At 69.9% G+C, this 25,264-nt stretch carries 22 protein-coding genes; 11 read left to right on the top strand and 11 right to left on the bottom strand.

What is annotated here, in order from left to right; all coding sequences use genetic code 11:
- The first annotated feature begins 26 nt into the window (after positions 1-26).
- Genes AC07PV_RS18635 through proC form a run of 3 tightly spaced genes read left to right on the top strand, consistent with a single transcriptional unit; the run spans position 27 to position 2,717 of the window.
- Positions 27-1,004 carry a Bug family tripartite tricarboxylate transporter substrate binding protein gene (locus tag AC07PV_RS18635; protein WP_218296817.1) on the top strand — a complete coding sequence of 326 codons (978 nt, stop codon included), beginning with the start codon at positions 27-29 and terminating at the stop codon, positions 1,002-1,004.
- Positions 1,005-1,021: 17 nt separating this feature from the next.
- Positions 1,022-1,846, top strand: a complete 825-nt coding sequence (locus AC07PV_RS18640) for a VOC family protein (RefSeq protein WP_494602345.1) — start codon at positions 1,022-1,024, stop codon at positions 1,844-1,846.
- 34 nt (positions 1,847-1,880) lie between these two features.
- The gene (gene proC, locus AC07PV_RS18645) at positions 1,881-2,717 is read left to right on the top strand and encodes a pyrroline-5-carboxylate reductase (RefSeq protein WP_494631015.1); all 837 of its coding nucleotides are present in this window, start codon (positions 1,881-1,883) and stop codon (positions 2,715-2,717) included.
- Positions 2,718-2,811: 94 nt separating this feature from the next.
- On the opposite strand, the gene ubiA is transcribed toward proC, so the two are convergent.
- Positions 2,812-3,699: a 4-hydroxybenzoate octaprenyltransferase gene (gene ubiA, locus AC07PV_RS18650; protein ID WP_218341238.1), complete on the bottom strand. Its 888-nt coding sequence runs from the start codon at positions 3,697-3,699 to the stop codon at positions 2,812-2,814.
- A 129-nt stretch (positions 3,700-3,828) separates the two neighbouring features.
- Here ubiA and AC07PV_RS18655 point away from each other — a divergent pair, with 129 nt between their 5' ends.
- From AC07PV_RS18655 to AC07PV_RS18670, 4 genes are read left to right on the top strand one after another with little or no spacing between them, the layout of a single operon-like run.
- A complete protein-coding gene (locus AC07PV_RS18655) occupies positions 3,829-7,281 on the top strand; it encodes a response regulator (protein WP_494631016.1) in 3,453 nt (1,150 codons plus the stop codon).
- Positions 7,282-7,295: 14 nt separating this feature from the next.
- Entirely contained in the window at positions 7,296-8,135 is an 840-nt protein-coding gene (locus AC07PV_RS18660) for a CheR family methyltransferase (protein ID WP_218296812.1), read from the top strand.
- Positions 8,132-8,743 (top strand): chemotaxis protein CheB, encoded by a 612-nt coding sequence (locus AC07PV_RS18665; protein WP_494631017.1) that lies wholly within the window; start codon positions 8,132-8,134, stop codon positions 8,741-8,743. Before AC07PV_RS18660 ends, AC07PV_RS18665 begins: the two co-directional genes overlap by 4 nt.
- A 56-nt stretch (positions 8,744-8,799) precedes the next feature.
- Positions 8,800-9,936 (top strand): hybrid sensor histidine kinase/response regulator, encoded by a 1,137-nt coding sequence (locus AC07PV_RS18670; protein ID WP_494631057.1) that lies wholly within the window; start codon positions 8,800-8,802, stop codon positions 9,934-9,936.
- 20 nt (positions 9,937-9,956) lie between these two features.
- Here AC07PV_RS18670 and AC07PV_RS18675 read toward each other — a convergent pair whose 3' ends face one another.
- The 5 genes from AC07PV_RS18675 to recG all read right to left on the bottom strand — a co-directional run bounded on the left by AC07PV_RS18675 (position 9,957) and on the right by recG (position 16,301).
- Positions 9,957-10,325 (bottom strand): response regulator, encoded by a 369-nt coding sequence (locus tag AC07PV_RS18675; RefSeq protein ID WP_218296811.1) that lies wholly within the window; start codon positions 10,323-10,325, stop codon positions 9,957-9,959.
- Between the two features lie 172 nt (positions 10,326-10,497).
- Positions 10,498-11,001, bottom strand: coding sequence for a Dps family protein (locus tag AC07PV_RS18680; protein WP_218296810.1), 504 nt, complete (start codon positions 10,999-11,001; stop codon positions 10,498-10,500).
- Positions 11,002-11,123: 122 nt separating this feature from the next.
- Positions 11,124-12,863 carry a dipeptidase gene (locus tag AC07PV_RS18685; RefSeq protein WP_494631018.1) on the bottom strand — a complete coding sequence of 580 codons (1,740 nt, stop codon included), beginning with the start codon at positions 12,861-12,863 and terminating at the stop codon, positions 11,124-11,126.
- 158 nt (positions 12,864-13,021) lie between these two features.
- On the bottom strand, positions 13,022-13,987 hold the full coding sequence (locus AC07PV_RS18690) for a LysR substrate-binding domain-containing protein (protein WP_218296808.1): 966 nt from the start codon (positions 13,985-13,987) through the stop codon (positions 13,022-13,024).
- A gap of 88 nt (positions 13,988-14,075) precedes the next feature.
- Complete coding sequence (recG, locus tag AC07PV_RS18695; RefSeq protein WP_494631019.1) at positions 14,076-16,301, bottom strand: ATP-dependent DNA helicase RecG; 2,226 nt, start codon at positions 16,299-16,301, stop codon at positions 14,076-14,078.
- Between the two features lie 148 nt (positions 16,302-16,449).
- On the opposite strand from recG, the gene AC07PV_RS18700 reads away from it, so the two are divergent.
- Together AC07PV_RS18700 and queA are read left to right on the top strand one after the other, a co-directional pair.
- Positions 16,450-17,730, top strand: coding sequence for a cyclic di-GMP phosphodiesterase (locus AC07PV_RS18700; protein ID WP_218296806.1), 1,281 nt, complete (start codon positions 16,450-16,452; stop codon positions 17,728-17,730).
- Positions 17,731-17,812: 82 nt separating this feature from the next.
- Positions 17,813-18,937 carry a tRNA preQ1(34) S-adenosylmethionine ribosyltransferase-isomerase QueA gene (gene queA / locus AC07PV_RS18705; RefSeq protein WP_218341234.1) on the top strand — a complete coding sequence of 375 codons (1,125 nt, stop codon included), beginning with the start codon at positions 17,813-17,815 and terminating at the stop codon, positions 18,935-18,937.
- Positions 18,938-18,977: 40 nt separating this feature from the next.
- Here queA and AC07PV_RS18710 read toward each other — a convergent pair whose 3' ends face one another.
- Genes AC07PV_RS18710 through AC07PV_RS18720 form a run of 3 tightly spaced genes read right to left on the bottom strand, consistent with a single transcriptional unit; the run spans position 18,978 to position 20,609 of the window.
- Entirely contained in the window at positions 18,978-19,688 is a 711-nt protein-coding gene (locus AC07PV_RS18710) for a hypothetical protein (RefSeq protein WP_494631020.1), read from the bottom strand.
- A 48-nt stretch (positions 19,689-19,736) separates the two neighbouring features.
- Complete coding sequence (locus tag AC07PV_RS18715; protein ID WP_218296803.1) at positions 19,737-19,985, bottom strand: helix-turn-helix domain-containing protein; 249 nt, start codon at positions 19,983-19,985, stop codon at positions 19,737-19,739.
- A 24-nt stretch (positions 19,986-20,009) separates the two neighbouring features.
- Positions 20,010-20,609 (bottom strand): DUF2975 domain-containing protein, encoded by a 600-nt coding sequence (locus AC07PV_RS18720; protein WP_494631021.1) that lies wholly within the window; start codon positions 20,607-20,609, stop codon positions 20,010-20,012.
- 72 nt (positions 20,610-20,681) lie between these two features.
- Between AC07PV_RS18720 and AC07PV_RS18725 the strand changes: the two genes are divergently transcribed.
- On the top strand, positions 20,682-21,371 hold the full coding sequence (locus AC07PV_RS18725) for a hypothetical protein (protein WP_494631022.1): 690 nt from the start codon (positions 20,682-20,684) through the stop codon (positions 21,369-21,371).
- A 20-nt stretch (positions 21,372-21,391) separates the two neighbouring features.
- On the opposite strand, the gene AC07PV_RS18730 is transcribed toward AC07PV_RS18725, so the two are convergent.
- Both AC07PV_RS18730 and AC07PV_RS18735 read right to left on the bottom strand, forming a co-directional pair.
- Positions 21,392-22,993 carry a gamma-glutamyltransferase family protein gene (locus tag AC07PV_RS18730; RefSeq protein WP_494631023.1) on the bottom strand — a complete coding sequence of 534 codons (1,602 nt, stop codon included), beginning with the start codon at positions 22,991-22,993 and terminating at the stop codon, positions 21,392-21,394.
- A gap of 142 nt (positions 22,994-23,135) precedes the next feature.
- Positions 23,136-24,119, bottom strand: a complete 984-nt coding sequence (locus AC07PV_RS18735) for a Bug family tripartite tricarboxylate transporter substrate binding protein (RefSeq protein WP_492254074.1) — start codon at positions 24,117-24,119, stop codon at positions 23,136-23,138.
- A 228-nt stretch (positions 24,120-24,347) separates the two neighbouring features.
- On the opposite strand from AC07PV_RS18735, the gene AC07PV_RS18740 reads away from it, so the two are divergent.
- The gene (locus tag AC07PV_RS18740) at positions 24,348-25,259 is read left to right on the top strand and encodes a LysR family transcriptional regulator (protein WP_218341229.1); all 912 of its coding nucleotides are present in this window, start codon (positions 24,348-24,350) and stop codon (positions 25,257-25,259) included.
- The last annotated feature ends 5 nt before the right edge of the window (positions 25,260-25,264 follow it).

Genomic DNA, 25,264 nt, shown 5'->3' on the forward strand with positions numbered 1-25,264 from the left:
GCTGATTCACTTGAAGAGGAGTTTCCATGACCCGCACCGCGTCCCGCCGCCAGATCCTGTCGGCCGCCCTTGCATCCGCCCTGGGGCTGGGCGGCCCCGCGCTGGCCAGCAACGATGCAAACCTCAAGCTGGTGATCACCTTTCCACCGGGGGGCAGCACCGACATCGCGGCGCGCATCCTGCAGCCCCGCCTGGCCGAGAAGGCGGGCCGCCCGGTGGTCGTGGAGAACCGGCCCGGCGCGGCCAGCCAGATCGCCACGCAGTACGTGGCCAAGTCGGCCCCGGACGGCAACACCGTGCTGGTGAGCTTCGACACCCACGCCATCAACCCCATCGCCAAGCCCCGGCTGCCCTACGACACCTTCAAGGATTTCGCGGGCGTCTCGCTGGCGCTGCGGTTTCCGCTGGTGATCGGCGCCGCCGCCTCCGTGCCGGCCAAGGACCTGCGCGGCTTTCTCGACCTGGCCGCCAAGGCGCCCGGCAAATACAGTTACGCATCCACCGGCCTCGGCTCGATGAACCACCTGGTGATGGAGGACATCAAGCGCCGCTCCGGCACCTTCGTGCTGCATGTGCCCTTTGGCGGCGGCGGTCCCGCCGTCCAGGCGGTGCTGGGCGACGTGGCCAGCCTGACCTTGCTCAGCTATGCGGCGCTGCGCGGCCAGATCGCCGCGGGCAAGATCAAGCCGCTGGCCGTGACGGGCGCCCGGCGCCTGCCCGAACTGCCCGACGTGCCCACCGTGGCCGAATCGGGATTCCCCGGCTTCGAGGCCTATTCCTGGATCGGGCTGTTCGTGCCCGCCGCGACACCGGCCGCCACGGTGCACCAGCTGACCGAGGACTTCCAGGCCACCCTGCAGACGCCCGACATCAAGGCCAGGCTCACGCAGGCGGGCTTTGAAGTCGTCGCCAGCGACGGGCCGGGCCTGGAGCGCCACGTGCGCGAGGAATATGAGCGCTGGGGCAAATTCGTGCGCGAAACCCGGTTGAAGCTGGACGAATGACCATGGAGCTCCACGCCATGCCCTTCGCCCTGGACCACATCGTCATCGCCGTGGCCGACCTGCAAGCCGCCATCGCCGACTATCGCGCCCTGGGCCTGCAGGTGCTTCCCGGCGGGCAGCACCCGGGGCGCACCTCGCACAACGCCCTGGTGGTGTTTGCGGACGGCGCCTACCTGGAACTCATCGCATGGCGGGCCCCGGCCCCCGAAGAGCGCTGGTACCGCACGCTGCGCGACCATGGCGAAGGCCTGGTGGACTTCGCGCTGCGTGCGCCGGACACCGTGCAGGCGCTGGCGGACGCACGCGCGCGCGGGCTCGGCACCCTGACCGGCCCGGTCGACGGCGGCCGGCTGCGGCCCGACGGCGCGCAGCTTCGCTGGCAGACCGCGCGCCACGCCACGCCGGACGTTCCCTTCCTGTGCGGCGACATCACCCCCCGGGCCCTGCGCGTGCCCGAAGGCGCCGCCCGCGTCCACCCCAACGGCGCAGAGGGCGCTGCGGCGCTGACGGTGGCCGTGCACGACCTGGATGCCACCCTGGCGCGCTACCAGGCCCTGCTGGGCGCGCAGGCGCAGGCCGCCACCCTGGCCAGCGCAGGCGGAATCCGCACCGCGCGGCTCCCGCTGGGTAGCACGCTGCTGTGGCTGCAGAGCCCCGAGCGCGCGGCCAGCGCCCCCGGCGCGGCAGAACCGCCCGCCGCCCAGGCGCTGCGCGAGCGGCTGGCCTCGCGCGGCGAAGGGCCCTGCGCGCTGGTCCTTCGCCGCCGCGCTGGCACGCTCCCGCCCGGCACCGCGGCCACCCACGGCGTCGCGCTCCAATGGCTGGCCGCCGAGATTCCCTAAACTGCCAGCTTTTGATTCCCTCCGCCTGCCCGACATGAACACCTCCGCCGCTCCCACCTCCCTGCCCGTCATCGCCTTCATCGGCGGTGGCAACATGGCCAGCGCCATCATTGGCGGGCTGATCCACCAGGGCCACCCCGCCCGCGACATCGAAGTGGTCGAGCCCTGGCCCGAAGCGCGCGAGGCGCTGCGCAAGAACTACGGGATCGAGGCCCAGCCCGAAGCCGGCCCCGCCCTGCAGCGCGCCCGCATCGTGGTCTGGGCCGTCAAGCCCCAGACCTTCAAGGACGCGGCCGCCCAGGCCCGGGCCCACACGCAGGACGCGCTGCACCTGAGCGTGGCCGCCGGCATCCGCTCGGACAGCATCGCCCAATGGCTGGGCACCGAACGCATCGTGCGCACCATGCCCAACACGCCGGCGCTGGTGGGCAAGGGCATGAGCGCGCTGTATGCCCGCCCCGCCGTGGACGCGGCCGCCCGCGTGCAGGTCGAGTCCATCATGGCGTCCACCGGGGAATTCCTGTGGGTGGAAAGCGAAAAGCAGCTCGACGCGGTCACGGCGCTGTCGGGTTCGGGCCCGGCGTATGTCTTTTACTTCCTGGAAGCCATGACCCGCGCGGGCGTCGGCATGGGGCTGTCGCAGCAGCAGGCGCACCAGCTGGCCGTGGGCACGTTCGTGGGCGCATCGGAGCTGGCGCGCCGCTCCGACGAGCCGCCCGCCGTGCTGCGCCAGCGCGTCACCTCCAAAGGCGGCACCACCTACGCGGCGCTGCAGTCCATGGAGGCCGCGGGCATGGGCGCGAGCTTCGAGGCCGCCATGCGCGCCGCCGAGCAGCGGGCGCTTGAACTGGGCGATGAATTCGGCGGCTAAGCCCCGAGGCGCTGCCCTGGCCGGGGCCATGCCGTCCGCGGCCAGCGGGTACCGCGCAGCCCCGTGACAGGCGGAGACACCGTCTGCAAACGGGTCAATGGGCCGCCAGCTGGCGCAGCAGATAGCTGCCGGCGATCCCCGCGAACACCGTGGCGCCGAGCCAGTGGTTGACCCGGAAGGCCTTGAAGCACCCCTCGCGGGTGCGGTGGCGGATCAGGCGCCAGTGCCACAGCACCTGCGCGAGCGCCCCGGCGATTGCTATGTAAAACATAGCACCTAGCGCATACCGATCAAGCGCTACAGCCCAAATGGACAGGAAGAGCAGATAGAACGCCACGATGGCCGCCACGTCCAGGCGGCCCAGCGTGATGGCCGAGGTCTTGATGCCGATCCGCAGGTCGTCGTCGCGGTCCACCATGGCGTATTCGGTGTCGTAGGCCAGCACCCAGAACAGGTTGCCCAGCCACATCCACCAGGCCACGGCAGGCACCGCGCCCTGCACCGCGGCGAACGCGATCACGATGCCGAAATTGAACGCGATGCCCAGCACCGCCTGCGGCATGGAGATCACGCGCTTGGAGAACGGGTAGGCGATGGCCACCAGCAGCGCGGGCACCGACCAGGCGATGGCCGCGGCGTTGGTGGTGAGCACCAGGCCGAACGCCAGCAGCGCCAGCACCGCGCCCAGGGCCAGGGCTTCCTTCACGCCCACGGCGCCCGTGGTGACCGGGCGCTGCGCCGTGCGCTTGACATGCCTGTCGAAGTCGCGGTCGGCCACGTCGTTCACGCAGCAGCCCGCGCTGCGCATGAGGATGGTGCCCAGCACGAACACCGCCAGCAGGTGCCAGCCCGGAAACCCGTCCGCCGCGATCCACAGCGCGCTGAGCGTGGGCCACAGGCATACCAGCCAGCCGGCGGGGCGGTCCCAGCGGATGAGGTCAAGGTACAGGGCGAAGCGGCTGCGCAAAGATACGGACGGCATGCGGGCTGAGCGGAAAAGGACGGTGGAAACCCGCCGGACACGCGGGCGCACCGAATGTAGCAGGGAGGGTACGGGCAGCCCGAAGAACCGGTAAAGTCTCCCGTTCCCTTCCACTACGGACCAGCCCGCATGCCCCGATCATCGAGCCCCCAGGCCGCCACGCGCTTTGCCATCCCCCGCACGCTGCTGGCGGGTTTCGTGGTGGCGGCCCTGGCCACGCTGGTCATCGCTCTGGTCAATTTCCGCGCCTCCGAACTGCGCGCCGACGCGGTCGATGCGATGGACCGGACCACCCTGGCGATGCGCCAGCTCAATCTGCTGAGTTCGGCCCTCAAGGACGCGGAGACGGGCCAGCGGGGCTACCTGCTGACGGGCGAAGCCCCCTACCTGCAGCCCTACCAGCTCGCGCTCACCGCGGTGGAGCGGCAGATGTCCGCCCTGAAGGCCAGCACGGCGGACAACCCCGTGCAGCGGCGGCTGGTGGTGCAGATCGATGACCTGGCCCAGCAAAAGCTGCGCGAGCTGAACGAAACCATCGAGCTGCGCAAGGCCGGCAATGCCGACGGCGCGATGGCGCTCGTGCGCACCGATGCCGGCAAGAACCTCATGGACCGCGTGCGCGACCTGGCCGCCGACCTGTTCACGCTGCAAAGCCAGCAGCTGGAAGCCCGCCGCCAGCAGTGGGTGGATGCCGCCACGGCCTCCGCCTACTACTCGTGGGGCGGCTCGCTGGTGCTGCTGGTGCTGATCTGCGTCTCCGCCGCGCTGACCGCGCGCGAATACCGCGCCAAGGCCCTGCAGTCCTGGGTGGCGGCGGGCCTCACCGGCCTGGGCCAGCGCATCCAGGGCGACCACCGGCTCGAGGACATCGGCGAGCTGGCCCTGGAATACCTGGCCACCTACCTCAAGGCCTCCGTCGGCGCGGGCTATGCGGCCAATGGCCACGGCAGCTTCGCGCTGTTTGGCGGCTATGCCCTGCCGCGCGAACGCCTGGAGCAGAAACTCCTCGCGGGCGAGGGCCTCGTCGGGCAGGCCGTGCGCTCGCGCCAGCTGCTGCATGTGCGCGATGTGCCGCCGGGCCACCTGCAGGTCGCCTCGGGCACCGGGCAGTCCGGCCCTGCCGAGCTGCTGGTGGCGCCCGCGGTGGAAAACGGCGAAGTCTTCGCCGTGATCGAGCTGGGCTTCTACCGGCCGGTGGGCGAGGCCGAGCGCGACCTGATGGAGCGCGCCTCGGAGATGCTGGCCGTGGCCATCCGCTCGGGCATCGACCGCACGCGCCTTGAATCCCTGCTGGAAGAAACCCAGCGCCAATCCGAGGAGTTGCAGATGCAGCAGGAAGAGCTGCGGGTCAACAACGAGGAGCTGGAGCAGCAAAGCCGCGTGCTGCAGGAATCGCAGGCGCAGATGGAAGTGCAGCAGACCGAGCTGGAGCAGACCAATGCGCACCTGGAAGAGCAGACCCAGCAGCTCGAGCACCAGCGCGAACAGCTCCTGCGCGCCCAGAGCGCGCTGACCGACAAGGCCCGCGAGCTGGAACTGTCGAGCCAGTACAAGAGCGAATTCTTGGCCAACATGAGCCATGAGCTGCGCACGCCCCTCAACTCCACGCTGATCCTGGCCAAGCTGCTGTCGGACAACAAGCCCGGCAACCTCAGCAGCGACCAGGTGAAGTACGCGCAGACCATCTACGCGGCCGGAAACGACCTGCTGGCGCTCATCAATGACATCCTGGATCTGTCCAAGATCGAGGCGGGCCAGGCCACCGTGGCCGTGGAGCCGGTTTCCATCGCACGGGCCGTGCAGGCACTGGTGGACCCGCTGCGCCCGCTGGCCCAGGAAAGGGGCCTGGCGCTCAACGCCACCGTGGCCCCGGACGTGCCCGCGACCATGGACACCGACCCCCTGCGCCTGGGACAGGTGCTCAAGAACCTGCTGTCGAATGCGATCAAGTTCACCGAGCAGGGCTCGGTGGCGCTGCACGTGTCCCGCAACCCCGGCGACACGCTGTCGTTCGTGGTCAAGGACACCGGCATCGGCATTCCCGCGCACCAGCAGGAACTGATCTTCGAAGCCTTCCGCCAGGCCGATGGCAGCACCCACCGCAAGTACGGCGGCACGGGCCTGGGCCTGTCGATCTCACGCGACCTGGCGCAGTTGCTGGGCGGGCACATCACCGTGGAAAGCACGCCCGGCCAGGGCAGCGTGTTCACGCTGGTCCTGCCCCTGCAGCTGGAAGCGGCCATGCCGGTGGCGCCCCTCCTGCCCGCGAGCGTGCGCGCGGAGCCCGCCCCGCCCGCCGATGCGCCCGCGCGGCTGCCCGCCGCGGCGCCGCAGGACGCCCCGCCCCCTCCGGGCACCCGCGCGGGCCCGGCGCCACTGCCGCGTGCCGGTGCGCGCAGCATTCTCATCATCGAGGACGACGAACGCTTTGCGCACATCCTGCGCGACCTGGCCCAGGAAATGGGCTTCGAGTGCGCCGTGGCCCTGAACGCCGCCGACGGCATGCTGGCCGCCACGCAGAGCCTGCCCAGCGCCATCGTGCTGGACGTGAACCTGCCGGACTTCTCGGGACTGGGCGTGCTCGACCAGCTCAAGCGCAACCCGGCCACGCGCCACATCCCCGTGCACGTGGTGTCGGTGGCCGACTATTCGCAGGAAGCCATGGGCCGGGGCGCCGTGGGCTACGCGCTCAAGCCGGTCAAGCGCGAGGAACTGGTGCATGCGCTGGAGCGCCTGGAGGCCAAGTTCACCCAGAACATGCACCGCGTGCTGGTGGTCGAAGACGACGAGCGCCAGCGGGAAAGCGTGCGCCACCTGCTCAGCCGCGATGGCGTGGAGATCGTCTGCGCCGGCACCGCCGCCGCCGCCCTCGAACACCTGCGCGGCGCGACCTTCGACTGCATGGTGATGGACCTGAACCTGCCCGACCTGAACGGCTACGAGCTGCTGCAGCAGATGACCGAGCAGGACGGCGTGTCGTTCCCGCCCGTCATCGTGTACACCGGCAGGGCGCTGTCGCGCGACGAGGAACAGCTGCTGCGGCGCTTCTCCAAGTCCATCATCATCAAGGACGCCCGCTCGCCCGAGCGGCTGCTGGACGAAGTCACGCTGTTCCTGCACCAGGTGGAGTCCGAGCTGTCCGCCGAACACCGCCAGATGCTGCAGGTGGCCCGCAACCGGGACACGGCCCTGGAAGGGCGCACCGTGCTCGTGGTGGAGGACGACGTGCGCAACGTGTTCGCGCTCTCCAGCATCCTCGAGCCCTCGGGCATCCGCGTGGAGATCGCCCGCAACGGCCGCGAGGCGCTGGACGCCCTGGCCCGCGCCGACAGCGGCGCGAGCGCCCATGCCATCGACCTCGTGCTCATGGACATCATGATGCCGGAGATGGACGGCTACACCGCCATGCGCGAGATTCGCGCCCGCCCGGAATGGCGGCGCCTGCCTATCATCGCGCTCACCGCCAAGGCCATGAAGGACGACCAGGAAAAATGCCTGGCGGCCGGAGCCAACGACTACATCGCCAAGCCGCTCGACGTGGAAAAGCTGCTGTCGCTGGTGCGGGTCTGGATGCCCAAGTAACCCGGCAGCGCACCATGCCCCACCGCAAGAAGGCCCGCACGGCGGACATCGAGCAGCGCCTGCTGATCGATGCGATCTACCACCGCTACCACTACGATTTCAGGGGCTATGCGCAGGCGTCCCTCAAGCGGCGATTGAACACGGCCCTGCTGCAGTTCCAGTGCCAGACGCTCTCGCAGCTGCAGGACCGCGTGCTGCACGAGCCCGCGGTGTTCCCGGCACTGCTCGAGTACCTCACGGTGCAGGTCAGCGACATGTTCCGCGACCCAAGCTACTTCCTGTCGCTGCGCAACGAGGTGGTGCCCCTGCTGCGCACCTACCCGTCGCTCAAGGTCTGGGTGGCGGGCTGCAGCGCGGGCGAGGAGGTGTATTCGCTGGCCATCCTGCTGCACGAGGAAGGCCTGCTCGAGCGCACGCTGATCTACGCCACCGACATCAACCCCCATGCGCTGCATGCCGCCGAGGCCGGCGTGTTCGACGTGGCCCGTGTCGCGTCCTTCACCGAGAACCATGCCCGCTCGGGCGCGCGCAGCTCCCTGTCGGACTACTACTCGGCCCACTACGGGCGGGCGGTGTTCGACAAGTCGCTCAAGGAGCACATGGTGTTCTCGGACCACAGCCTGGCCACCGACAGCGTGTTCGCCGAGATGCACCTGGTCTCCTGCCGCAACGTGCTCATCTACTTCGAGCGCGAACTGCAGGACCGGGCGCTGGGGCTGTTCCGCGACGCGCTGTGCCACCGGGGCTTCCTGGGCCTGGGCTCCAAGGAGTCGCTGCGGTTCTCCGGCCAGGCGGATGCCTTTGACGACCTCGTGCCCGAGGACCGCATCTACCGCAAGAAGGCGGGCCTGTGACGCGGCCACGACACCCGCCAGCCGAGCCCCTGGAGGGCTACGACGCCATCGTGGTGGGCGGGTCCTCCGGCGGCATCGATGCGCTCATGCAGGTGCTGCCCGCGCTGCCCGCCAGCCTGCGCGCCGCGGTGCTGATCGTGCTGCACCTGCCCCGCGACCGGCGCAGCCTGCTGGCGGAAATCTTCCGGCAACGCTGCGCTCTCCCCCTGCACGAAGCGCAGGACAAGCAGTCCATCGCCCCGGGCGCGGTGTACTTCGCGCCGCCGGACTACCACCTGCTGGTGGATGCGGGGCCGGGCATCGCGCTGTCCGTGGACGCGCCCGTGCATTTCTCGCGCCCCTCGATCGACGTGCTCTTCGAATCCGCGGCCGACCAGTATGGCGGACGCCTGGTGGGCATCCTGCTCTCGGGCGCCAACGAGGACGGGGCCCACGGCCTGCGGTCCATCCGCGCCGCGGGCGGGCTGGCCATCGTCCAGGAACCCGCCAGCGCGGCCATGCCCACCATGCCGCAGGCCGCGCTGGCCTGCACCGAGGCCCACCACGTCCTGCCCCCCAAAGGCATTGCCGATCTGCTCGCAGACCTGCACCGCCAGCGCCTGCTGTGATGCACCGCGCCCTTACCCACCCCGACGCCCACATCCTCTCCCCGCACGCGAAGACCATGCCACACACCGACCGCATCAAATGCCTGCTCGTCGATGACATTCCTGAAAACCTGATCGCGCTGGAAGCGCTGCTGCAGCGCGACGGCCTCGACATCCTGAAGGCCCAGTCCGGCCCGCAGGCACTGGAGCTGCTGCTCGCCCACGGGGACGTGGCGCTGGCCCTGCTCGATGTGCAGATGCCGGAGATGAATGGCTTTGAGCTGGCCGAACTGATCCGCGGCAGCGAGCGCACGCGCCATATTCCGCTGATCTTCATGACCGCCGGTTCCCGCGAGCAGAACTGGCAGTTCCGGGGCTACGAAAGCGGTGCGGTGGACTTTCTGTACAAGCCCATCGAACCGCACGTGCTCACCAGCAAGGCCAACGTGTTCTTCGAGCTGCACCGGCGCAAGCAGGCCCTGGCCCACGAACTGAAGGAGCGCACGGCGGCGCTGCGCATCAACGAGATGTTCATGGCGGTGCTGAGCCACGACCTGCGCACGCCCCTGATGTCGATCACGGCGGCCGCCACGGTGCTCAAGCGCCAGCCCGATGCCGAGAAGGTGGGCGCGATGGCCGACCGGGTGCTCAGCAGCAGCCAGCGCATGGGCCGGATGATCGAAGACCTGCTGGACGTCACCCGCATACGCCACGCGGGCGGGCTGGCCCTTCAGCTGGGCCCCGTCGGCATGCAGGCCGTGGTGCAGCGCGCGCTGGACGAGGTGCAGACCGGGTTCCCGGCCCACCGCATCGAGTCCACGCTGGCGGGGGACCTGGCCGGGGTCTGGGACGCCGAGCGCATGTGCCAGGTGATGACCAACCTGGTGGGCAATGCCATCCACCACGGCGATCCCGCGCAACCCGTGCGCATCGCGGTGGACGGAACCCAGGCGGGGAGCGTGTCGGTCTCGGTGGCCAACGGGGGCGTGATACCGCCAGGCCTGCTGCCCCATCTTTTCGACCCGTTCCACGGACGGGAAAGAGAGCCGGGGCGCCACCAGGGGCTGGGGCTGGGACTGTTCATCGCGTACCAGATCGTTCGCGCGCACTCGGGGAACATCGAGGTGTGCTCACAGGACGCAAGCACCTCTTTTCGCGTGACCCTGCCCCGGGTCTCGCCTGCGCCCGGCGATCGCAAGGCACCGCCGGCCTGAGCCGGCACGGCGGTGGCGCGTCAGGCGACGGGGCGCGCCACCGCCTCGCGGATGGAACTCAGCAGCTGCTCCAGGTCCTCCAGGTCGAAGGGCTTGAGCAAGGTCCGGACATTGGGGCCCCAGGCGCCGGGATAGTGGCCCAGCTCATAGCCCGAGCACAGGACCACCCAGCGTTGCGGGTCCTGGGCCAGCAGCCGGCGCGCGAGATCCGTCCCCGAAATGCCGGGCAGGCTCACGTCCGAGACCAGCAGGTCGTAGGACTGCAGGGCATCAAGCTCCAGGGCTTCTTCGGCCGTGGCGCACGAAGTCACCGTCTGGCCTTCGCCCTCCATCAGCATGCCAATGGTCTCGCGCAGTTCGGCGTTGTCTTCCACGTAGAGGATTCGCATACATCACAGATTTTCTTGTCCTCCATGCCCCTGACGTCGCCCCACGGCAGCAGGCGGCATGCCCAAGCCCGGATCATCCACACAAGCCAGGCGGCCCCCTGTAGGACAACACGCACTTCCGTCCCCTGGGGGCGCACGCGGGCGCCGCCCCGCGTCCAGGGCTGCGGTGCGGCTACTCCTCCAGCAGCGAGCGCAACATCCACGCCGTCTGCTCGTGCACCGTCAGGCGCTGCGTCAGCAGGTCCGCCGTGGGCTCGTCGCTGGCCTTGTCCGCCAGCGGGAACAGGCTGCGGGCGGTGCGGGCCACGGCCTCGTGGCCTTCGACCAGCACACGCACCATATCGAGCGCCTTGGGCGGCTTGGCGGGCGCGTCGGGCACCGTGGCGAGCTTGCCGAACTCGGCGTACGAGCCGGGCGCCACATGGCCCAGCGAGCGGATGCGCTCGGCGATCGGGTCCACCGCGTTCCACAGTTCGGTGTACTGCGCCATGAACATGGTGTGCAGCGTGTTGAACATGGGGCCCGTCACGTTCCAGTGGAAGTTGTGCGTGGTCAGGTACAGCGTGTAGGTGTCGGCCAGCAGGCGCGAGAGGCCTTGCGCGATCGCGGCGCGGTCCTTGTCGCTGATGCCGATGTTGATGCTGGGGGCTGCGGTGGTCTTGGGGGCCTTGGCCATGGGAAGCTCCTTCGTTGGAATGGGGGTCAATCGATGGAATCCGCCGCGCCATCGCAGCCCGGAAGGCTCCGGGCCACGGCGCACGGCGGCTGGTGGTCACTGTAGCGCAGGCGCCAAAGCCATCACTGCATCTGGCTCAAATTCCCGATGCGCACGAGCATCTCGGTGAACATCTGCATGTCCGCGTCCAGGTCCACCACTTCCTTGAACTCCTTGGCGTTGTGGGCCGTGTACTTCTTGCCCGGCATGGCGGGGCCGAAGTTGATCGCGTTGGGCATGAGCTTGGCCGTGGTGCTGCCGGCCGTGGGCACGGGCTTGGCTTCCAGTCCCGTGGTGTCGCCAAAGGTGTTGAGCAGCGTGGAGAGCCAGGCGCCCTGGGGGTCGCGGGCCATCCAGTTGCCCTGGCTGTGGTCCACCTCCACCGCCACGCCGGCCTGGGCGCCCCAGGCCTTGATCTTCGCGGCCGTCGCCTGGGAGAGCGCCTCGGGCGTGCTGCCGCGGGGCATGCGCACATTGACCAGCACGTCGACCTTGCCATCCTTCTCGCGGATGAGGTTGGGCGACATCGTCAGCGGGCCCATGAAGTCGTCGGCATACGCCAGGCCCAGCGTGCGGCCCAGGTAGTCGGTGCCGTACAGGTCGGTGAGGTAGCGCACGGCCTGTGCGTAGCCGTTGGGGGCCAGAGCGACGCCGGACTCCTTGAGGAACAGCGCCAGGCGCGGCAGCGGGTTCACGCCCTCTTCGGGGCGCGAGCCGTGGGCCGATGCGCCGGTGACCTTGACCTGCACGGCGGCGCCGTCCTGCGTGACGTCGATGCTGAAGGGCCCGCCCTGCGGCTTGTACTTCTCGACGAATGCCGCCTTGGCAGCGTTCAGGCGCGCAGCCACGTCGGCCGTGTTGCCGCCTTGCAGCCTGGCCGTGGCGGTCTGCGGCACGGCGTTGGCCGATGCGGCGCCGGCCATGGCGGTGATGGCGGTGGCACTGACGCTAGCCATCGATCCCAGCGCGAACGAGGCGCGCAGCGCGCCGGAGCCCTTCTCGGCCACCACGGCGGGGTACTTGCTGTCGAGCACGATGTTGTACTCGGGCAGCGCGGTCCTGGCGCGGTAGTACTTCATCGCGTCGCCACCGGTTTCCTCGGTGGTCTCGATCATGAGGCGGATGGTGCGCGACAGCGGCAGGCCGCTTTCCTTCACGGCCTTCATGGCGTACAGCACGGCAGCGATGGAGCCCTTGTCGTCGATGGAGCCGCGGCCGTACAGGTTGCCGCCCACGCGCGTGAGTTTGAAGGGATCGAGGCGCGTGCCGTCGTCCAGCACCCATTCGTCGGCCACCACGGGCACCACGTCGGCGTGCGTGAGGATGCCGAACTCCTCCTTGCCCGTGCCGGGCAGCTTCACTTCAAAGATGCGGTTGTCCACATTGCGGTACTGCAGGCCAAAATCGCGGGCCATGCGTTCCACCAGCGCGCCGAAGGCGATGATGGACTTGTCCTCGTGCGGCGGTACTTTCTCGGACCGGAAGGTGGGGAGCGCCACCATCTTCGCCGTGGCGTCGATCACCGCGGATTGATTGTGCAGGCGGTTGTACAGGCCGAGCAGGCGGCCGATGTTGACCAGGTCATCCCCCGCCAGCGGCTGCTTGGCCGCATAGGCCGAGACGCTGGCGCGCAGCAGCGGGTTCTCGCGCGCGGCCTGGGCCAGGAACTCGGTGAAGCTGCCTTGTGCCGCAGCGGGCAGCACGGCCACCAGGCGGTCCATGTCGGCCTTCTTGACCGTGCCCGCCGAGGGTGCGTTGGTGGGCATGCTGGTGCACGCGGCCAGGCCCAGGGCCAGGCCGGCGGCCATCAGGATTTTTTTCATCTATTGCTTTCCTTGGGTTGTGGAGTGCGCAGGGCGCCCGCGGTGCGCATGTGGCGCAGCCCCGCGGTGCGGGCGGCCCGTTGGCGCCGCCCGCGGCGTGCCGCCCGAAAGCAGCCGCACGCCATGCGGGGCGAGAGTGTAGTCCCGCGCAGGCGGGGTCAGGACAGGCGCTTGACGCCGGGCAGCTCGCAGGCATACACGGCGTTGCGCAGTGCCGCGATGGCTTCGTAGCGCGTGAAGCTGCGCCGCCATGCCAGCACCACGCGGCGCATGGGCGGCGGCCCCCCGTCCTCTTCACGGATGGGCAGGTAGCGGATGTAGGTCTCGTCGCTCTTGCGGCGGCGTGACACGGTCAGCAGGGCGTCGCGCGGCACCGACAGGCGCGGCACCAGGGTCACGCCCATGCCCGCGGCCACCATGTGCTTGATGGTCTCCAGCGAGGAGCCCTCGAAGGACTTGCGGATGCCCTCGGCATTGCTCGCAAAGCGCGCGAACTCGGGGCAGACCTCCAGCACGTGGTCGCGAAAGCAGTGGCCCGCCCCCAGCAGCAGCATGGTTTCACTCTTGAGTTCGGCGGCCGTCACGGATTTCTTGGCCGCCAGCGGGTGCGAACTGGGCACCGCCGCCATGAAGGGCTCGTCGTACAGCGGCGCCATGGCCAGGCCCGTGTCCGGAAACGGCTCGGCCAGGATGGCGCAGTCGATCTCGCCCGTGCGCAGCATTTCCAGCAGCTTCACCGTGAAGTTCTCCTGCAGCATGAGCGGCATCTGCGGCGAGCGGCCAATGGCCTGGCGCACCAGGTCGGGCAGCAGGTAGGGGCCGATGGTGTAGATCACGCCCAGGGTCAGCGGGCCGGCCAGCGGGTCCTTGCCGCGCTTGGCGATTTCCTTGATGGCCGCCGCCTGCTCCAGCACGCTCTGGGCCTGGCGCACGATCTCCTCCCCCAGCGGCGTGACCGAGACCTCGCCCGCGCTGCGCTCGAAGAGCTTCACGTCGAGCTCTTCCTCCAGCTTCTTGATCGCGACCGACAGCGTGGGCTGCGAGACATAGCAGGCATCGGCCGCATGGCCAAAGTGCTTCTCGCGCGCCACGGCGACGATGTACTTGAGTTCGGTCAGGGTCATGGTCTGTTCCTGGGCTGGGGGTGAATGGCAGTCCCCTGCCCATGCTGCGCGCGCGGCAGCGCGCGGCGGCTTGGGGGGAATGTCATCTTCATGCCTTCAGATAGTCCGATTTTCCACCCAACCAGCGCGCCACGTGTTGCGCCGCCAGGTCCGGGTGGCGGTCCAGCATCACCGGCGCCAGTTCGCGGGCCCAGTCGAGCAGCACGGTGTCGGTGGCCAGGTCGGCAAAACGCAGCAGCGCGTCGCCCGACTGGCGCGCGCCCAGGAACTCGCCGGGGCCCCGGATCTCCAGGTCGCGCCGGGCGATCTCGAAGCCGTCGTTGGTCTCGGCCATGGCACGCAGGCGCTCCTTGGCGGTCTCGCCCACGCGGCCGCTGTCGTTGGTGGCATACAGCAGCACGCAGGCGGACGCCGCCGCGCCGCGCCCCACGCGGCCGCGCAGCTGGTGCAGCTGCGACAGGCCAAAGCGCTCGGCATGCTCGATGACCATGAGCGAGGCGTTGGGCACGTCCACGCCCACCTCGATCACTGTGGTGCTGACCAGCACGCCCATCTGGCCGCTGGTGAACAGCGCCATCACCGCCTTCTTCTCGGCGCTGGGCATGCGCGAGTGCAGCAGCCCGACCATGACGCCGGGAAGCGCTTCGCTCAGATCGGCATGCGTCGCGGTGGCATTGGTCAGGTCCAGCGCCTCGCTCTCTTCGATCAGCGGGCACACCCAGTACACCTGCCGCCCGGCCTCCACCTGGGCGCCGATGCGCTCGATGACTTCGTCCTTGCGGCTGTCGGCGATCAGCTTGGTGACGATGGGCGTGCGGCCGGGGGGCAACTCGTCGATCACCGAGACGTCGAGGTCGGCGTAGTAGCTCATGGCCAGCGTGCGCGGAATCGGGGTCGCGCTCATCATCAGCATGTGCGGCTCCATGGGAACCTTGCGCCCCCACGCTCCGCCGCTGCGCGGGTCGCTGCCCCCCGAGGAGGCCGCGTCGCCTTGGGGCGGCCCGGCGGCGACGCCCTCCGCCAGCTTTTGCCGCAGCGCCAGCCGCTGCGCGACGCCAAAGCGGTGCTGCTCGTCGATGATGGCCAGCGCCAGGTTCCTGAACCGCACCTGCTCCTGGATCACGGCGTGGGTGCCCACCACCAGGGCGGCCTCGCCGCTCTCGACCAGCGCCAGCATCGCGGTGCGGTCCTTCTTCTTTTGCCCGCCCACCAGCCAGGCCACCCTGCGGCCGCGCGCGGCCAGCAGGGGTTCGAGCCAGCCGATCATCTTGGCGAAGTGCTGCTCGGCCAGGATCTCGGTGGGCGCCATCAGCGCGCACTGCCAGCCCGCGTCCATGGCCAGGCACGCGGCCAGGGCCGACACCACGGTCTTGCCCGATCCCACGTCGCCCTGCAGCAGCCGGTGCATGGGTACCTGGCGCGCCAGGTCGGCCGCGATCTCCTCGCCCACGCGGCGCTGCGCGGCGGTCAGGCTGAAGGGCAGCACGGCCATCAGTTGCTCGTGCAGCGGCAGCGCACCATCGGTGGGCCGACGCACCTTCAGCACCGGCGCACGCAGCATGTCCCGCGCGCGGCGTGATTGCTGCTGCGACAGTTGCTGGGCCAGCAGCTCCTCCACCTTCAGGCGCTGCCACGCGGGGTGGCTGTGGTCTTCCAGCGTGGACAGCGCCACATCCGGCGTGGGGTGGTGCAAAAAAGTGAGCGCCTCGCGCAGGCTGAACAAGCGCTGGAGGCCATTCTGGCTTGTAAAACGCGCATACGGCGGCTCGGTGCCGGGTGGCAGCGTGTCCGACAGGTCCACCCGGGCCAGCGCACCGACCACCGCGCGGCGCAGGTAGGGCTGCGGCAAGCCGGCCGTGGTGGGGTAGACGGGCGTGAGCGCGGCGGGCAGCTCGCCGCCCGCGAGGCGGAACGCGGGGTGCAGCATCTGCCGGCCCCAGAACCCGCCCTTGACCTCGCCCCGGATGCGCAGGCGCGCGCCCACGGACAGGGTCTTCTGGTGCGAGGGGTAGAAGCTGAAGAAGCGCAGCTCGCACGTGCCGGAGCCGTCCTCCACCTGCACCACCAGCTGGCGGCGCGGGCGCAGCTGCACCTCGCTGGCGGTCACGGTGGCTTCGATCTGGACCATCTGCCCGTCGCGCGCGCTGGCCAGCGGGGTGATGCGGGTTTCGTCCTCGTAGCGCAGGGGCAGGTGCAGGGCCAGGTCGATGTCGCGCTGGAGGCCCAGCTTCTGCAGCGCCTTCTGGGCCACCGATGCACCGCCCTTGGACACGGCAGGCGCCGCCGCCGCCGGGGGGCTAGGGCGAATCGGCATTCACATGTCCCCTAGGGGAAACTCTGGATACGGCGGCGGGCATGTAGCGGGTTTTACGAACGACACGAATGGGCAAAAAGGCTACCATGGTTACCACTGCCAGCGCGTCAAAGCAGGCGCCTTTTCCGAGTCCAGGGGTCTTCTTGCCATGCTCAAGCGCATCCAAATTCAGCACCTTACCCTGGGCATGTATCTGCACGAGTTCTGCGGCTCGTGGATGGAGCACCCCTTCTGGCGGGCCAAGTTCCTGCTGAGCGACCCCAAGGACCTCGCCCGCATCCAGGCCACCGCGATCCATGAATGCTGGATCGACACCTCCCGGGGCCGGGACGTGGCCCCCGGCACCGCCTCGGTGTCCCGCGAGGAGGTGGACGCCCAGATCGAGACGGACTTCAGCCGGCTGGAGGACCTGCCGCCCATCAAGGTCACGCTGCCCTCCCCACCCCCGCCGCCCAGGCGCGACCGCAAGCCCGCCGACATGAAGAGCGAGCTCAAGGCCGCCGCCGCCCTCTGCGTGAAATCCAGGGAGGCGGTGATTTCGATGTTCAACGAGGCACGCCTGGGGCGCGCGGTGGACTCCGCCAGCGCGCAGAGCCTGGTGGAGGAAATCTCGGACTCCGTCACCCGCAACCCGGGCGCGCTCATCAGCCTGGCGCGCCTGAAGACGGCGGACGACTACACCTACATGCATTCGGTGGCCGTGTGCGCGCTCATGGTGGCGCTGGCCAAACAGCTCAGGCTCAAGGACGACCAGCAGCGGCTGGCCGGCATGGCGGGCCTGCTGCACGACCTGGGCAAGGCCGCGGTACCGCTCGCGGTGCTCAACAAGCCCGGCAAGCTCACCGACCAGGAGTTCACCGTGGTGCGCAGCCATCCGGTGCAGGGCTTTCACATGCTCAAGGAAGGCGGCAACATGCCCGACGCGGTGCTGGACGCCTGCCTGCACCACCACGAGAAGGTGGACGGCTCCGGCTACCCGGACAAGCTGCAGGGCGATGGCATCAGCGTGATCGCGCGCATGACGGCGATCTGCGACGTGTACGACGCCATCACCTCCGACCGCCCCTACAAGCGCGGCTGGGACCCCGCCGAATCGCTGCGCCGCATGGCCGAATGGACCCAGGACCACTTCGACGCGCGGCTGTTCCAGGCGTTCGTCAAGAGCATCGGGATCTATCCCGTGGGCTCGCTCGTGCGGCTGACCTCGGGCCGCATCGGCGTGGTGACCGAGCAATCGGCCGCGGCGCTCACCACGCCCCACGTCAAGGTGTTCTTCTCCACCAATTCCGGCCTGCGCGTCCCGCCCGAGACGGTGGATCTCTCCGCCCCGGGGTGCCACGAGAAGATCGTCGCCCGCGAAGACCCGGACAAGTGGCGCTTTCCGGACCTGAACGAGCTGTGGTCGGGCTTTCCCGAAAAGACCTGGTAGGCCCGGCCCCCGGCCCCGCCGTGGGAAAATGGCGGCCTCTCCGCTTTTTTCTTGGCACGGGCCTGTCCGGCCCTCAAGCCCCATGACCGCATCCAGCCCGCCTGCCCCGCGCACCTACACGCTCAGCGACTTCGACTTCTCGCTGCCTCCCGAACTCATTGCCCAGCACCCCGCCGCCGAACGCAGCGCCTCGCGCCTGCTGGACGGACGCGCCATCGAGCCCGTGGACCGCATCTTCCGCGAGCTGCCCGGCCTGCTGCGCGAAGGCGACCTGCTGGTGTTCAACGACACCCGGGTGGTCAAGGCGCGCATCTTTGGCGAGAAGGCCAGCGGCGGCAAGCTGGAGCTCTTGATCGAGCGCGTGCTGCCCGCCGAAGCCGGCGGCACGGGCAACGAAGTCGTGGCCCACATGAAGGTCAGCAAGAAGCCGCTGCCCGGCAGCACCGTGCACATGGCGGGCGGCCGCCACGGCGGTGGTTTCGACGCCACGCTGCTGGGCCGCTGGCCCCATGACGACGGCCCGCTGTTCCGCTTTGCGCTGCACGGCCCCGCAGGCGAGTCGCCGTGGGAGCTGATGGACCGCCACGGCCACCTGCCGCTGCCGCCCTACATCGAGCGCCAGCAGAACACCGGCCACGACCCCGACGAAGCCGAGGACAGCCAGCGCTACCAAACGGTGTTTGCGCGCGCCCCCGGCGCCGTGGCCGCGCCCACCGCCGCGCTGCACTTCGACGAGGGCGTGCTGGCCGGCCTGGCCGCGCGCGGCATCGAGCGCGCCAGCGTCACGCTGCACGTGGGCGCGGGCACCTTCCAGCCCTGCAAGACCGAAAACCTGGCCGAGCACCAGATGCACAGCGAGTGGTACGAGGTGCCGCTGGCCACGCTGGCAGCCCTGGAGCGCTGCCGCCAGCGCGGTGGCCGCGTGGTGGCCGTGGGCACGACCACGGTGCGCACGCTCGAATCGTGGGCGAAGACCGGTCTGGCCACGGGCGACACCAGCATCTTCATCACGCCGGGCTTTGCTTTCCAGGTGGTGGATGTGCTGGTCACCAACTTCCACCTGCCCAAGAGCACGCTGATGATGCTGGTGAGCGCGTTCGCGGGCTATGCGCACACCATGGGCCTGTACCGGCACGCCATCGCGCAGGGGTACCGGTTCTTCAGCTACGGGGATGCGATGCTGCTGGAGCGCCCACCCGCGCGTTGACCGGCGATGCGGCCCTGCGGCTCCACGGCAATCGGCGGGGTCAAGGGCAGTTGCTGACGGGCGCCACGCGCGGTGCGGCGCCCACATCGGGCAGGCGATTGGCCGAGGGCAGCCGCACGCAGTAGGTGCCCGACGGGCTCTCCACCTGCGTGACCCGGGAGCCATCGCCACCGCGCCACTCGCGGGTCGAAATCGCAGCACCCAAGGGCCTGGCCGCTGGCGCGCCGTCTCCCACTGCCAGTTGCGCCGCCGGTACGGCACCGTGGCGGCGCTGCCATTCGCGCTCTTGGCGGTCGGCACGGCCCACGGCGTCGGGGCTCCAGCGCAGAGGTGCATCGGCCATCCGGCTGTCGGACGCAGGCAGCTCGGGCGCGGGCGCAGCGGCAGTCGCGGCCTGCGGAGGGGACAGCTGCACGGCGCGTGCCGGGGTGCCAATGACCGTGCCGGTCACTGCATCGGTGGGCGCGTCGGCGCTGCGGTGGCGCTCTGCCGCACGCACCGGGCGCGATGCAGATGCGGGCGCGGAAACGGAACCCTTGGGGAGAGCCTGCGCACGCCCCGGGCCGAGCACCGCCATGGCGGGCTGCAGCACCTCGGCGTGCGTGATCCACTGCACCTCCATCGCTTGTCGCGGTGATGTGAATGGTGGCGGTGGTGCCGATAGCGATGGCGAGACGCGGCTGGTCGACAGATTCCACGCGGTCAGGATGACACCGTGCAGCAGCACCGAGGCCACCACGGCCACTGCCACGCGCCTGCGCCGGCTGACGGAAGCGGCACCCCAGCCCCACCAGCGCACTTACACGCCTTCTTGCGCCGCGCCGTCGTCCGCGCCATCACCGCCGCTGTCCACCCACGCCAGCAGGTCGCCGGGCTGGCACTGCAGGTACTCGCAGATGGCCGAGAGCGTCTCGAAGCGCACGCCCTTGACCTTGCCGCTCTTGAGCAAGGACAGGTTGGCCTCGGTGATGCCCACATGGGCCGCCAGGTCCCGCGACTTGACCTTGCGGCGCGCGAGCATTTCATCCAGGGTCACAACAATCGCCATGGGGAATACGGTACCTGGGAGTGGCTACACAAACGCATCCGCTTCGGCCTGCAGGCGGCAGCCCTCGGCCAGCACGTGGGCCAGGAGCAGCATCATCAGCCCCACCACCAGCACGCTCATTTCAAACGAGCCCACGCCCAGCGCGATGAGCCCGCCCTGCTGGCCGGAGGCCAGCCACGACAGCAGCGCCGTCACGCCCACCTGGTAGACCAGCGAGGTCGCGAACATCGCCAGAAAGCCCCAGCCCACGCCCCGGAACCCGCGCACGACCACCGGCCCGAACACGGCGCCCGCCAGGAAGGCCCGGCAGATGCGATGCACGCACAGCACCGCGTACAGCATGGCCGGGGCCGGAATGCACTCCAGCGCCACGCCCACCCACCGCCATTGCGTCTCCATGGACTGCGGCGGGGTCAGCCCGACCAGCAGGGCCTGCGTCGGCACCACCGTCAGGGGCATCCACCCACCCCAGCCGGTCTCGTGCCCGATCGCCGCCCAGCGCGCCAGCGAAAAAACCAGCGACACAAGGGCACACACCCAGCTTGCGGCCAGCAGCCCCCAGGCCAGCCGGCGGAATGAAGGGCTGTGGACGGGGGAGACCGGGGTGGCCAGAGTTCGCGTCATGGTTTGGCAATTTTTTCTGTAAAACAATAATAATATACCGTTAAACAGAAATTTCAACACCGTCCGACTCGCATGACACCCAGCCCGCCCATCCCTTTTCGCAGCGGCACCCGCCTGCTCCGGGGCCCTATTTCACCCGTCCGGCCGCCATGGCGGCGCGGGGCGGGCCTTGGCGTTCTCCTCCTGTGCACGGCACTGCTGGCCGCCTGCGGCACCGTGCCGGTGTCGTCCCTGTGGAAGCTGCGCAAGCTCCAGCTGGAGACGCTCGACCCCGCCGCGCTGCGCGCCGCCGTGGTGCACGGCCCCGGCCTGCGGCTCCATGGCCCGGCGCTGGAGCTGACGGTGAGCGTGTCCCGCAAGGTGCGCCAGCCCGGCGGCGGCACCACCACCGAGCGATGGGAAGAAAAGCTGCCGCTGCAGGAGCTGAGCGGCACCGCAGAGCGCAGCCCGCTGGGGCCCTATGACACTGCCCGCACCGCGGTGCAGGTCTGGCGCATCGACCCGGAGGCATTGCCCCGGCTGCAGGCACTGCGCGCCAAGGCCCTGGCCTGGAAAACGGTGGACGACGGCCCGCGCGAGCTGGGCCTGGGGGTGGAACTGGCAGGCTGCCAGAAGGGCGGCGCCGGGAACCGGCTGGTGACCACGCTCATGCGCTTCACGGATCCCGGGGAGTACATCCCCCTCGCGCACAACATGGACCTGGCGGAAACCATGCCGGCAGCGGAGCTGGCACGGCGGTTTCCGGACTGCGCCGCCGGTTGACCAGGGAACCTGGCAGGTTCTCAGAACGCGACCGCGTGCCCGTCCTTGCGTGGGTCCGACCCGGCGATGTAGTGGGCGCCGTCGCGCAGCACCAGCTGGGCCCCGCCAAAGGCGAACACGCCGTTGCCCTCTTCCACCGTGACCTCGTGGCCCCGCGCACGCAGCGCCGCCACCACGGCGGGATCGAACGCGGGCTCCACGGCCACGCCCTTGCCGCCCGTCACGCGCCAGCGGGGCGCGTCGGCGGCGGCCTGCGGGTTCTGGCCGTAGCGCAGCACGCGCAGCGCCATCTGGGTGTGGCCCTGGCTCTGCATGGGGCCGCCCATCACGCCGAAGGCCATCTGCGGCGTGCCGTCCGAGTGCATCGCGAACGCCGGGATGATGGTGTGCGAGGGGCGCTTGCGCGGGCCCACTTCGTTGGCGTGGCCTGGCTTGAGGTTGAAGCCGTGGCCCCGGTTCTGCAGGCTGATGCCCGTGCCCGGCACCACCACGCCCGAGCCGAAGCCCATGTAGTTGGACTGGATGAACGAGACCATCATGCCCTGGCTATCTGCCGCCGCCAGGTACACCGTGCCGCCCGGGCGCGGCGCGCCGTGGCCCGGGTCGCCCGCGCGCTCGGGGTCGATGAGCGCCGCGCGGCCGCGCAGATAGTCCGCCTCCAGCAGCTCCTTCGGCGCGACACGCATCGCACCGATGTCGGCGTTGTACTGGGCCAGGTCGGCCAGCGCGAGCTTCATGGCCTCGATGCTCGCGTGCACCGTCTCCACGCTGTCGAGCGGGTGCGCGCCGATGCCGTGCGCGTCCAGCATGCCCAGCGCCATCAGCGCGGCAATGCCCTGGCCGTTGGGCGGGATCTCGTGGATCACCGAGTCGCCGAAGCGCTGCTTGATGGTGCCCACCCAGTCGGCCTGGTGCGACGCCAGGTCTTCGAGCGTCATCGCGCCGCCGTGGGCCTGTGCATGGGCCACCATGCGCTCGGCGATCACGCCCCGGTAGAACGCCTCTCCCTGCGTTTCGGCGATCAGTTCCAGCGTGCGCGCATGGGCCTCGCTGCGGAAGATCTCGCCCGCCCGCGGTGCGCGGCCACCGGGCAGGAAGCACTCGGCAAAACCCGGCTGCGCGCCCAGCTTGGCGCCACCCAGCGCCCACAGGCGGGCGATGGTGGGTGACACCGGAAAACCATGGCGCGCGTAGTCGATGGCGGGTTGCGCCAGCTGTGCGAAGGGCAGCTTGCCCAGGCGCCTGGACAGCGCCACCCACGCCGAGACGGCGCCCGGCACGGTCACCGCGTTCCACCCCGTCTCGGGGATGCCGCCCAGCTTCTTGAAATACTCCGGCGACCACGCGGCCGGTGAGCGGCCCGAGGCATTGAGACCGTGCAGTTCCTTGCCGTCCCACACGATGGCAAAGCCGTCGCTGCCGATGCCGCAGCCCGTGGGCTCGACCACCGTGAGCGCCATGGCGGCGGCGATGGCGGCATCCACCGCGTTGCCGCCCGCCAGCAGCATGCGCAGCCCCGCCTGCGCGGCCAGCGGCTGCGAGGTGGAGACCACATTGCGCCCCATGACCGCGCTGCGGTGGGAGGCGTAGGGAAGGGACCAGTCGAGGGTTGGGTTATTCATAGCGTTCTGACTCCGTGGCTCGCAAGGGTTGCGGTGCGTGGAAACTGGCGCGGCGCAAAGCGAGAGACGCCAAGGAAGGGCCGCCCCGCACCGAGGGCGTCGTCCCCCTCGGGGGGAAGGCGCCGAAGGCGACTCAGGGGGGCTACTCCACCGCGATTTTGTGCTGCCGGATCACCGTCGCCCAGCGATTGCTGTCCGCCTGCACCATGGCACCAAACTGCGCGGGCGTGCGCGGCGCGGCAGGCTCCACGCCCAGCTTGGCCAGGCTCTCGGCCACTTCGGGCGCCTGCACTGCCTTGGCAAAGGCCTTGTGCACCTTGTCGACCAGCGCGGGCGGTGCGCCCGCGGGCAGGTACACGCCGAACCAGGTCACCGACGAATAACCGGGCAGGCCGGACTCGGCCAGCGTGGGCAGCTCGGGCGCCAGCGTGCTGCGCTTCTCGCTGGTCACGGCCAGGGCCCGCAGGCGGCCGGCCTTGGCGTGCGGCATGCCCGTGGGCAGGGAGTCGAACAGCACGTGGGTCTGCCCGGCGATCAGGTCCGGAATGGCCAGCGCCGTGCCCTTGTAGGGGATGTGCGTCATCTCCACGCCGGCCTGCGCGCTGAAGGCTGCCGTGTTCAGGTGCACGATGGTGCCGTTGCCGCTGGTGGCGTAGTTGAGCTTGCCTGGATGGGCCTTGGCGTAGGCGATGAGTTCGCCCACGGTCTTGACCGGCAGCGAGTTGGTGACCAGCAGCACGCTGGGTGCGTCAGCCACGTGGGCCACGGGCACAAAGTCCTTGCGCGGGTCGTAGGCCAGCTTGGGCATCAGATGGGGCGAGATGGCATGCGTGCTGCTGGTGGTCAGCAGCAGGGTGTAGCCATCGGGTGCGGCCTTGGCCGCCTCGGCCGTGCCCAGGGTACCGCCGGCGCCGGGCTTGTTGTCCACGACCAGCTGCTGGCCCATGTCGGCCGCCACGCGCTGGGTGACCACCCGGGCCACCAGGTCGGTGGCGCCGCTGGCCGGAAACGGCACGATGACCCGTACGGGCCGGTCGGGCCACGCGGCCTGCGCCTGTGCGCTGGCGCCCCACACCATCAACCAGGCCAGGCACACGACGCCACGGCCCCAGGGAAAAAGACGCATACAGGTACTCCAGAAGAAGGGGAAACGCGCGATGCCGGACCGCGCACGCAGACAGGGACAGGGGGAGCCGCAGGGCCCCGCCCGGGGGCAACCAGACAGCCATCTTAGGAAGCCAGCCCCCGGAAGACCAACGCCAAATAGGCAAGCAGCTTTGCCGTAGCGGCAAACCACTTCATACTTTGGGCCACCACCCGGCAATACGCCCCACTCCAGCCCCCTGCCCTGCCCATGCGCCCCCAGCTCCTGCAAGACACCGCCCTGCGCTACTTCCTGGAGGTGGCGCACAGCGGTTCGCTCACCGAAGCCTCGGCACGGCTGCACGTGGCCGCTTCGGCGCTCAGCCGCCAGATCGCCGGGCTGGAGGCGCAGCTGGGCACGCCGCTGTTCGACCGCCACCCGCGCGGTATGGTGCTCACCGCGGCCGGAGAGATCCTGGCCGTGCACGCCCGGCGCACGGTGCTGGACGCCGAACGCGCGCTGGGCGAGATCGGCGCGCTGCAGGGCCTGCGCGCGGGGCAGGTGCGTCTGGCCACGTCGGACGCATTTGCCAACGAGTTGGTGCCGCGCCTGTGTGTGGAATTCCAGCGCACGCACACGGGCATCCAGTTCAGCGTGATCTCGCTGCCCACCGCCCAGGTGCCCGACGCGGTGCGCAGCGGCGCGGCCGACATCGGCCTGTGCTTCAGCCGTGCGCCGCACAAGGACATCGAGGTCGCCTACCGGCAAGGCGCTCCGGTGCTGGCACTCATCCCGCCCGGCCATGCGCTGGCGGAATCGGCCAGCGTCACGCTCGCGCAGATGGCCGCCTACCCCCTGGCCCTGCCGCCCGCCGAGACCACGGTGCGCCAGATGATTGACATCGTGTGCAGCCGCCAGGGCCTGCAGCTGGAGGCGGTGCTCATCAGCAACCATGCCAAGACGGTGCTCAACTTCGTGGCGCATGGCGGGGGGCTGTCGGTGGCCAGCGAGATCGCGGCACGCCACCTGGTGGCGGCGGGCGCCGTGGTGGCCGTGCCCATCAGCGACCCGGGCATGGACCTGCGCGACCTGGAGGTGCAGACCCTGGCGGGCCGCAGCCTGCCCGTGGCGGCGCAGGCCTTTCTCGACCTGCTCAAGGAGCGGCTGCCGGGGCGCTGGTAGACCGC

Source organism: Acidovorax sp. GW821-FHT09A11 (assembly GCF_059418365.1).

Excerpts from the sequence above, each read along its gene's own strand:
- AC07PV_RS18725 (WP_494631022.1), top strand. The coding sequence starts at position 20,682 with ATGACACCCAGCCCGCCCATCCCTTTTCGCAGCGGCACCCGCCTGCTC.
- recG (WP_494631019.1), bottom strand. The coding sequence starts at position 16,301 with ATGCCGATTCGCCCTAGCCCCCCGGCGGCGGCGGCGCCTGCCGTGTCC.
- AC07PV_RS18740 (WP_218341229.1), top strand. The coding sequence starts at position 24,348 with ATGCGCCCCCAGCTCCTGCAAGACACCGCCCTGCGCTACTTCCTGGAG.
- AC07PV_RS18715 (WP_218296803.1), bottom strand. The coding sequence starts at position 19,985 with ATGGCGATTGTTGTGACCCTGGATGAAATGCTCGCGCGCCGCAAGGTC.
- AC07PV_RS18685 (WP_494631018.1), bottom strand. The coding sequence starts at position 12,863 with ATGAAAAAAATCCTGATGGCCGCCGGCCTGGCCCTGGGCCTGGCCGCG.
- AC07PV_RS18730 (WP_494631023.1), bottom strand. The coding sequence starts at position 22,993 with ATGAATAACCCAACCCTCGACTGGTCCCTTCCCTACGCCTCCCACCGC.
- ubiA (WP_218341238.1), bottom strand. The coding sequence starts at position 3,699 with ATGCCGTCCGTATCTTTGCGCAGCCGCTTCGCCCTGTACCTTGACCTC.
- AC07PV_RS18690 (WP_218296808.1), bottom strand. The coding sequence starts at position 13,987 with ATGACCCTGACCGAACTCAAGTACATCGTCGCCGTGGCGCGCGAGAAG.
- AC07PV_RS18635 (WP_218296817.1), top strand. The coding sequence starts at position 27 with ATGACCCGCACCGCGTCCCGCCGCCAGATCCTGTCGGCCGCCCTTGCA.
- AC07PV_RS18720 (WP_494631021.1), bottom strand. The coding sequence starts at position 20,609 with ATGACGCGAACTCTGGCCACCCCGGTCTCCCCCGTCCACAGCCCTTCA.
- AC07PV_RS18700 (WP_218296806.1), top strand. The coding sequence starts at position 16,450 with ATGCTCAAGCGCATCCAAATTCAGCACCTTACCCTGGGCATGTATCTG.
- AC07PV_RS18670 (WP_494631057.1), top strand. The coding sequence starts at position 8,800 with ATGCCACACACCGACCGCATCAAATGCCTGCTCGTCGATGACATTCCT.
- AC07PV_RS18660 (WP_218296812.1), top strand. The coding sequence starts at position 7,296 with ATGCCCCACCGCAAGAAGGCCCGCACGGCGGACATCGAGCAGCGCCTG.
- AC07PV_RS18680 (WP_218296810.1), bottom strand. The coding sequence starts at position 11,001 with ATGGCCAAGGCCCCCAAGACCACCGCAGCCCCCAGCATCAACATCGGC.
- AC07PV_RS18735 (WP_492254074.1), bottom strand. The coding sequence starts at position 24,119 with ATGCGTCTTTTTCCCTGGGGCCGTGGCGTCGTGTGCCTGGCCTGGTTG.
- AC07PV_RS18675 (WP_218296811.1), bottom strand. The coding sequence starts at position 10,325 with ATGCGAATCCTCTACGTGGAAGACAACGCCGAACTGCGCGAGACCATT.
- queA (WP_218341234.1), top strand. The coding sequence starts at position 17,813 with ATGACCGCATCCAGCCCGCCTGCCCCGCGCACCTACACGCTCAGCGAC.
- AC07PV_RS18655 (WP_494631016.1), top strand. The coding sequence starts at position 3,829 with ATGCCCCGATCATCGAGCCCCCAGGCCGCCACGCGCTTTGCCATCCCC.
- proC (WP_494631015.1), top strand. The coding sequence starts at position 1,881 with ATGAACACCTCCGCCGCTCCCACCTCCCTGCCCGTCATCGCCTTCATC.
- AC07PV_RS18640 (WP_494602345.1), top strand. The coding sequence starts at position 1,022 with ATGCCCTTCGCCCTGGACCACATCGTCATCGCCGTGGCCGACCTGCAA.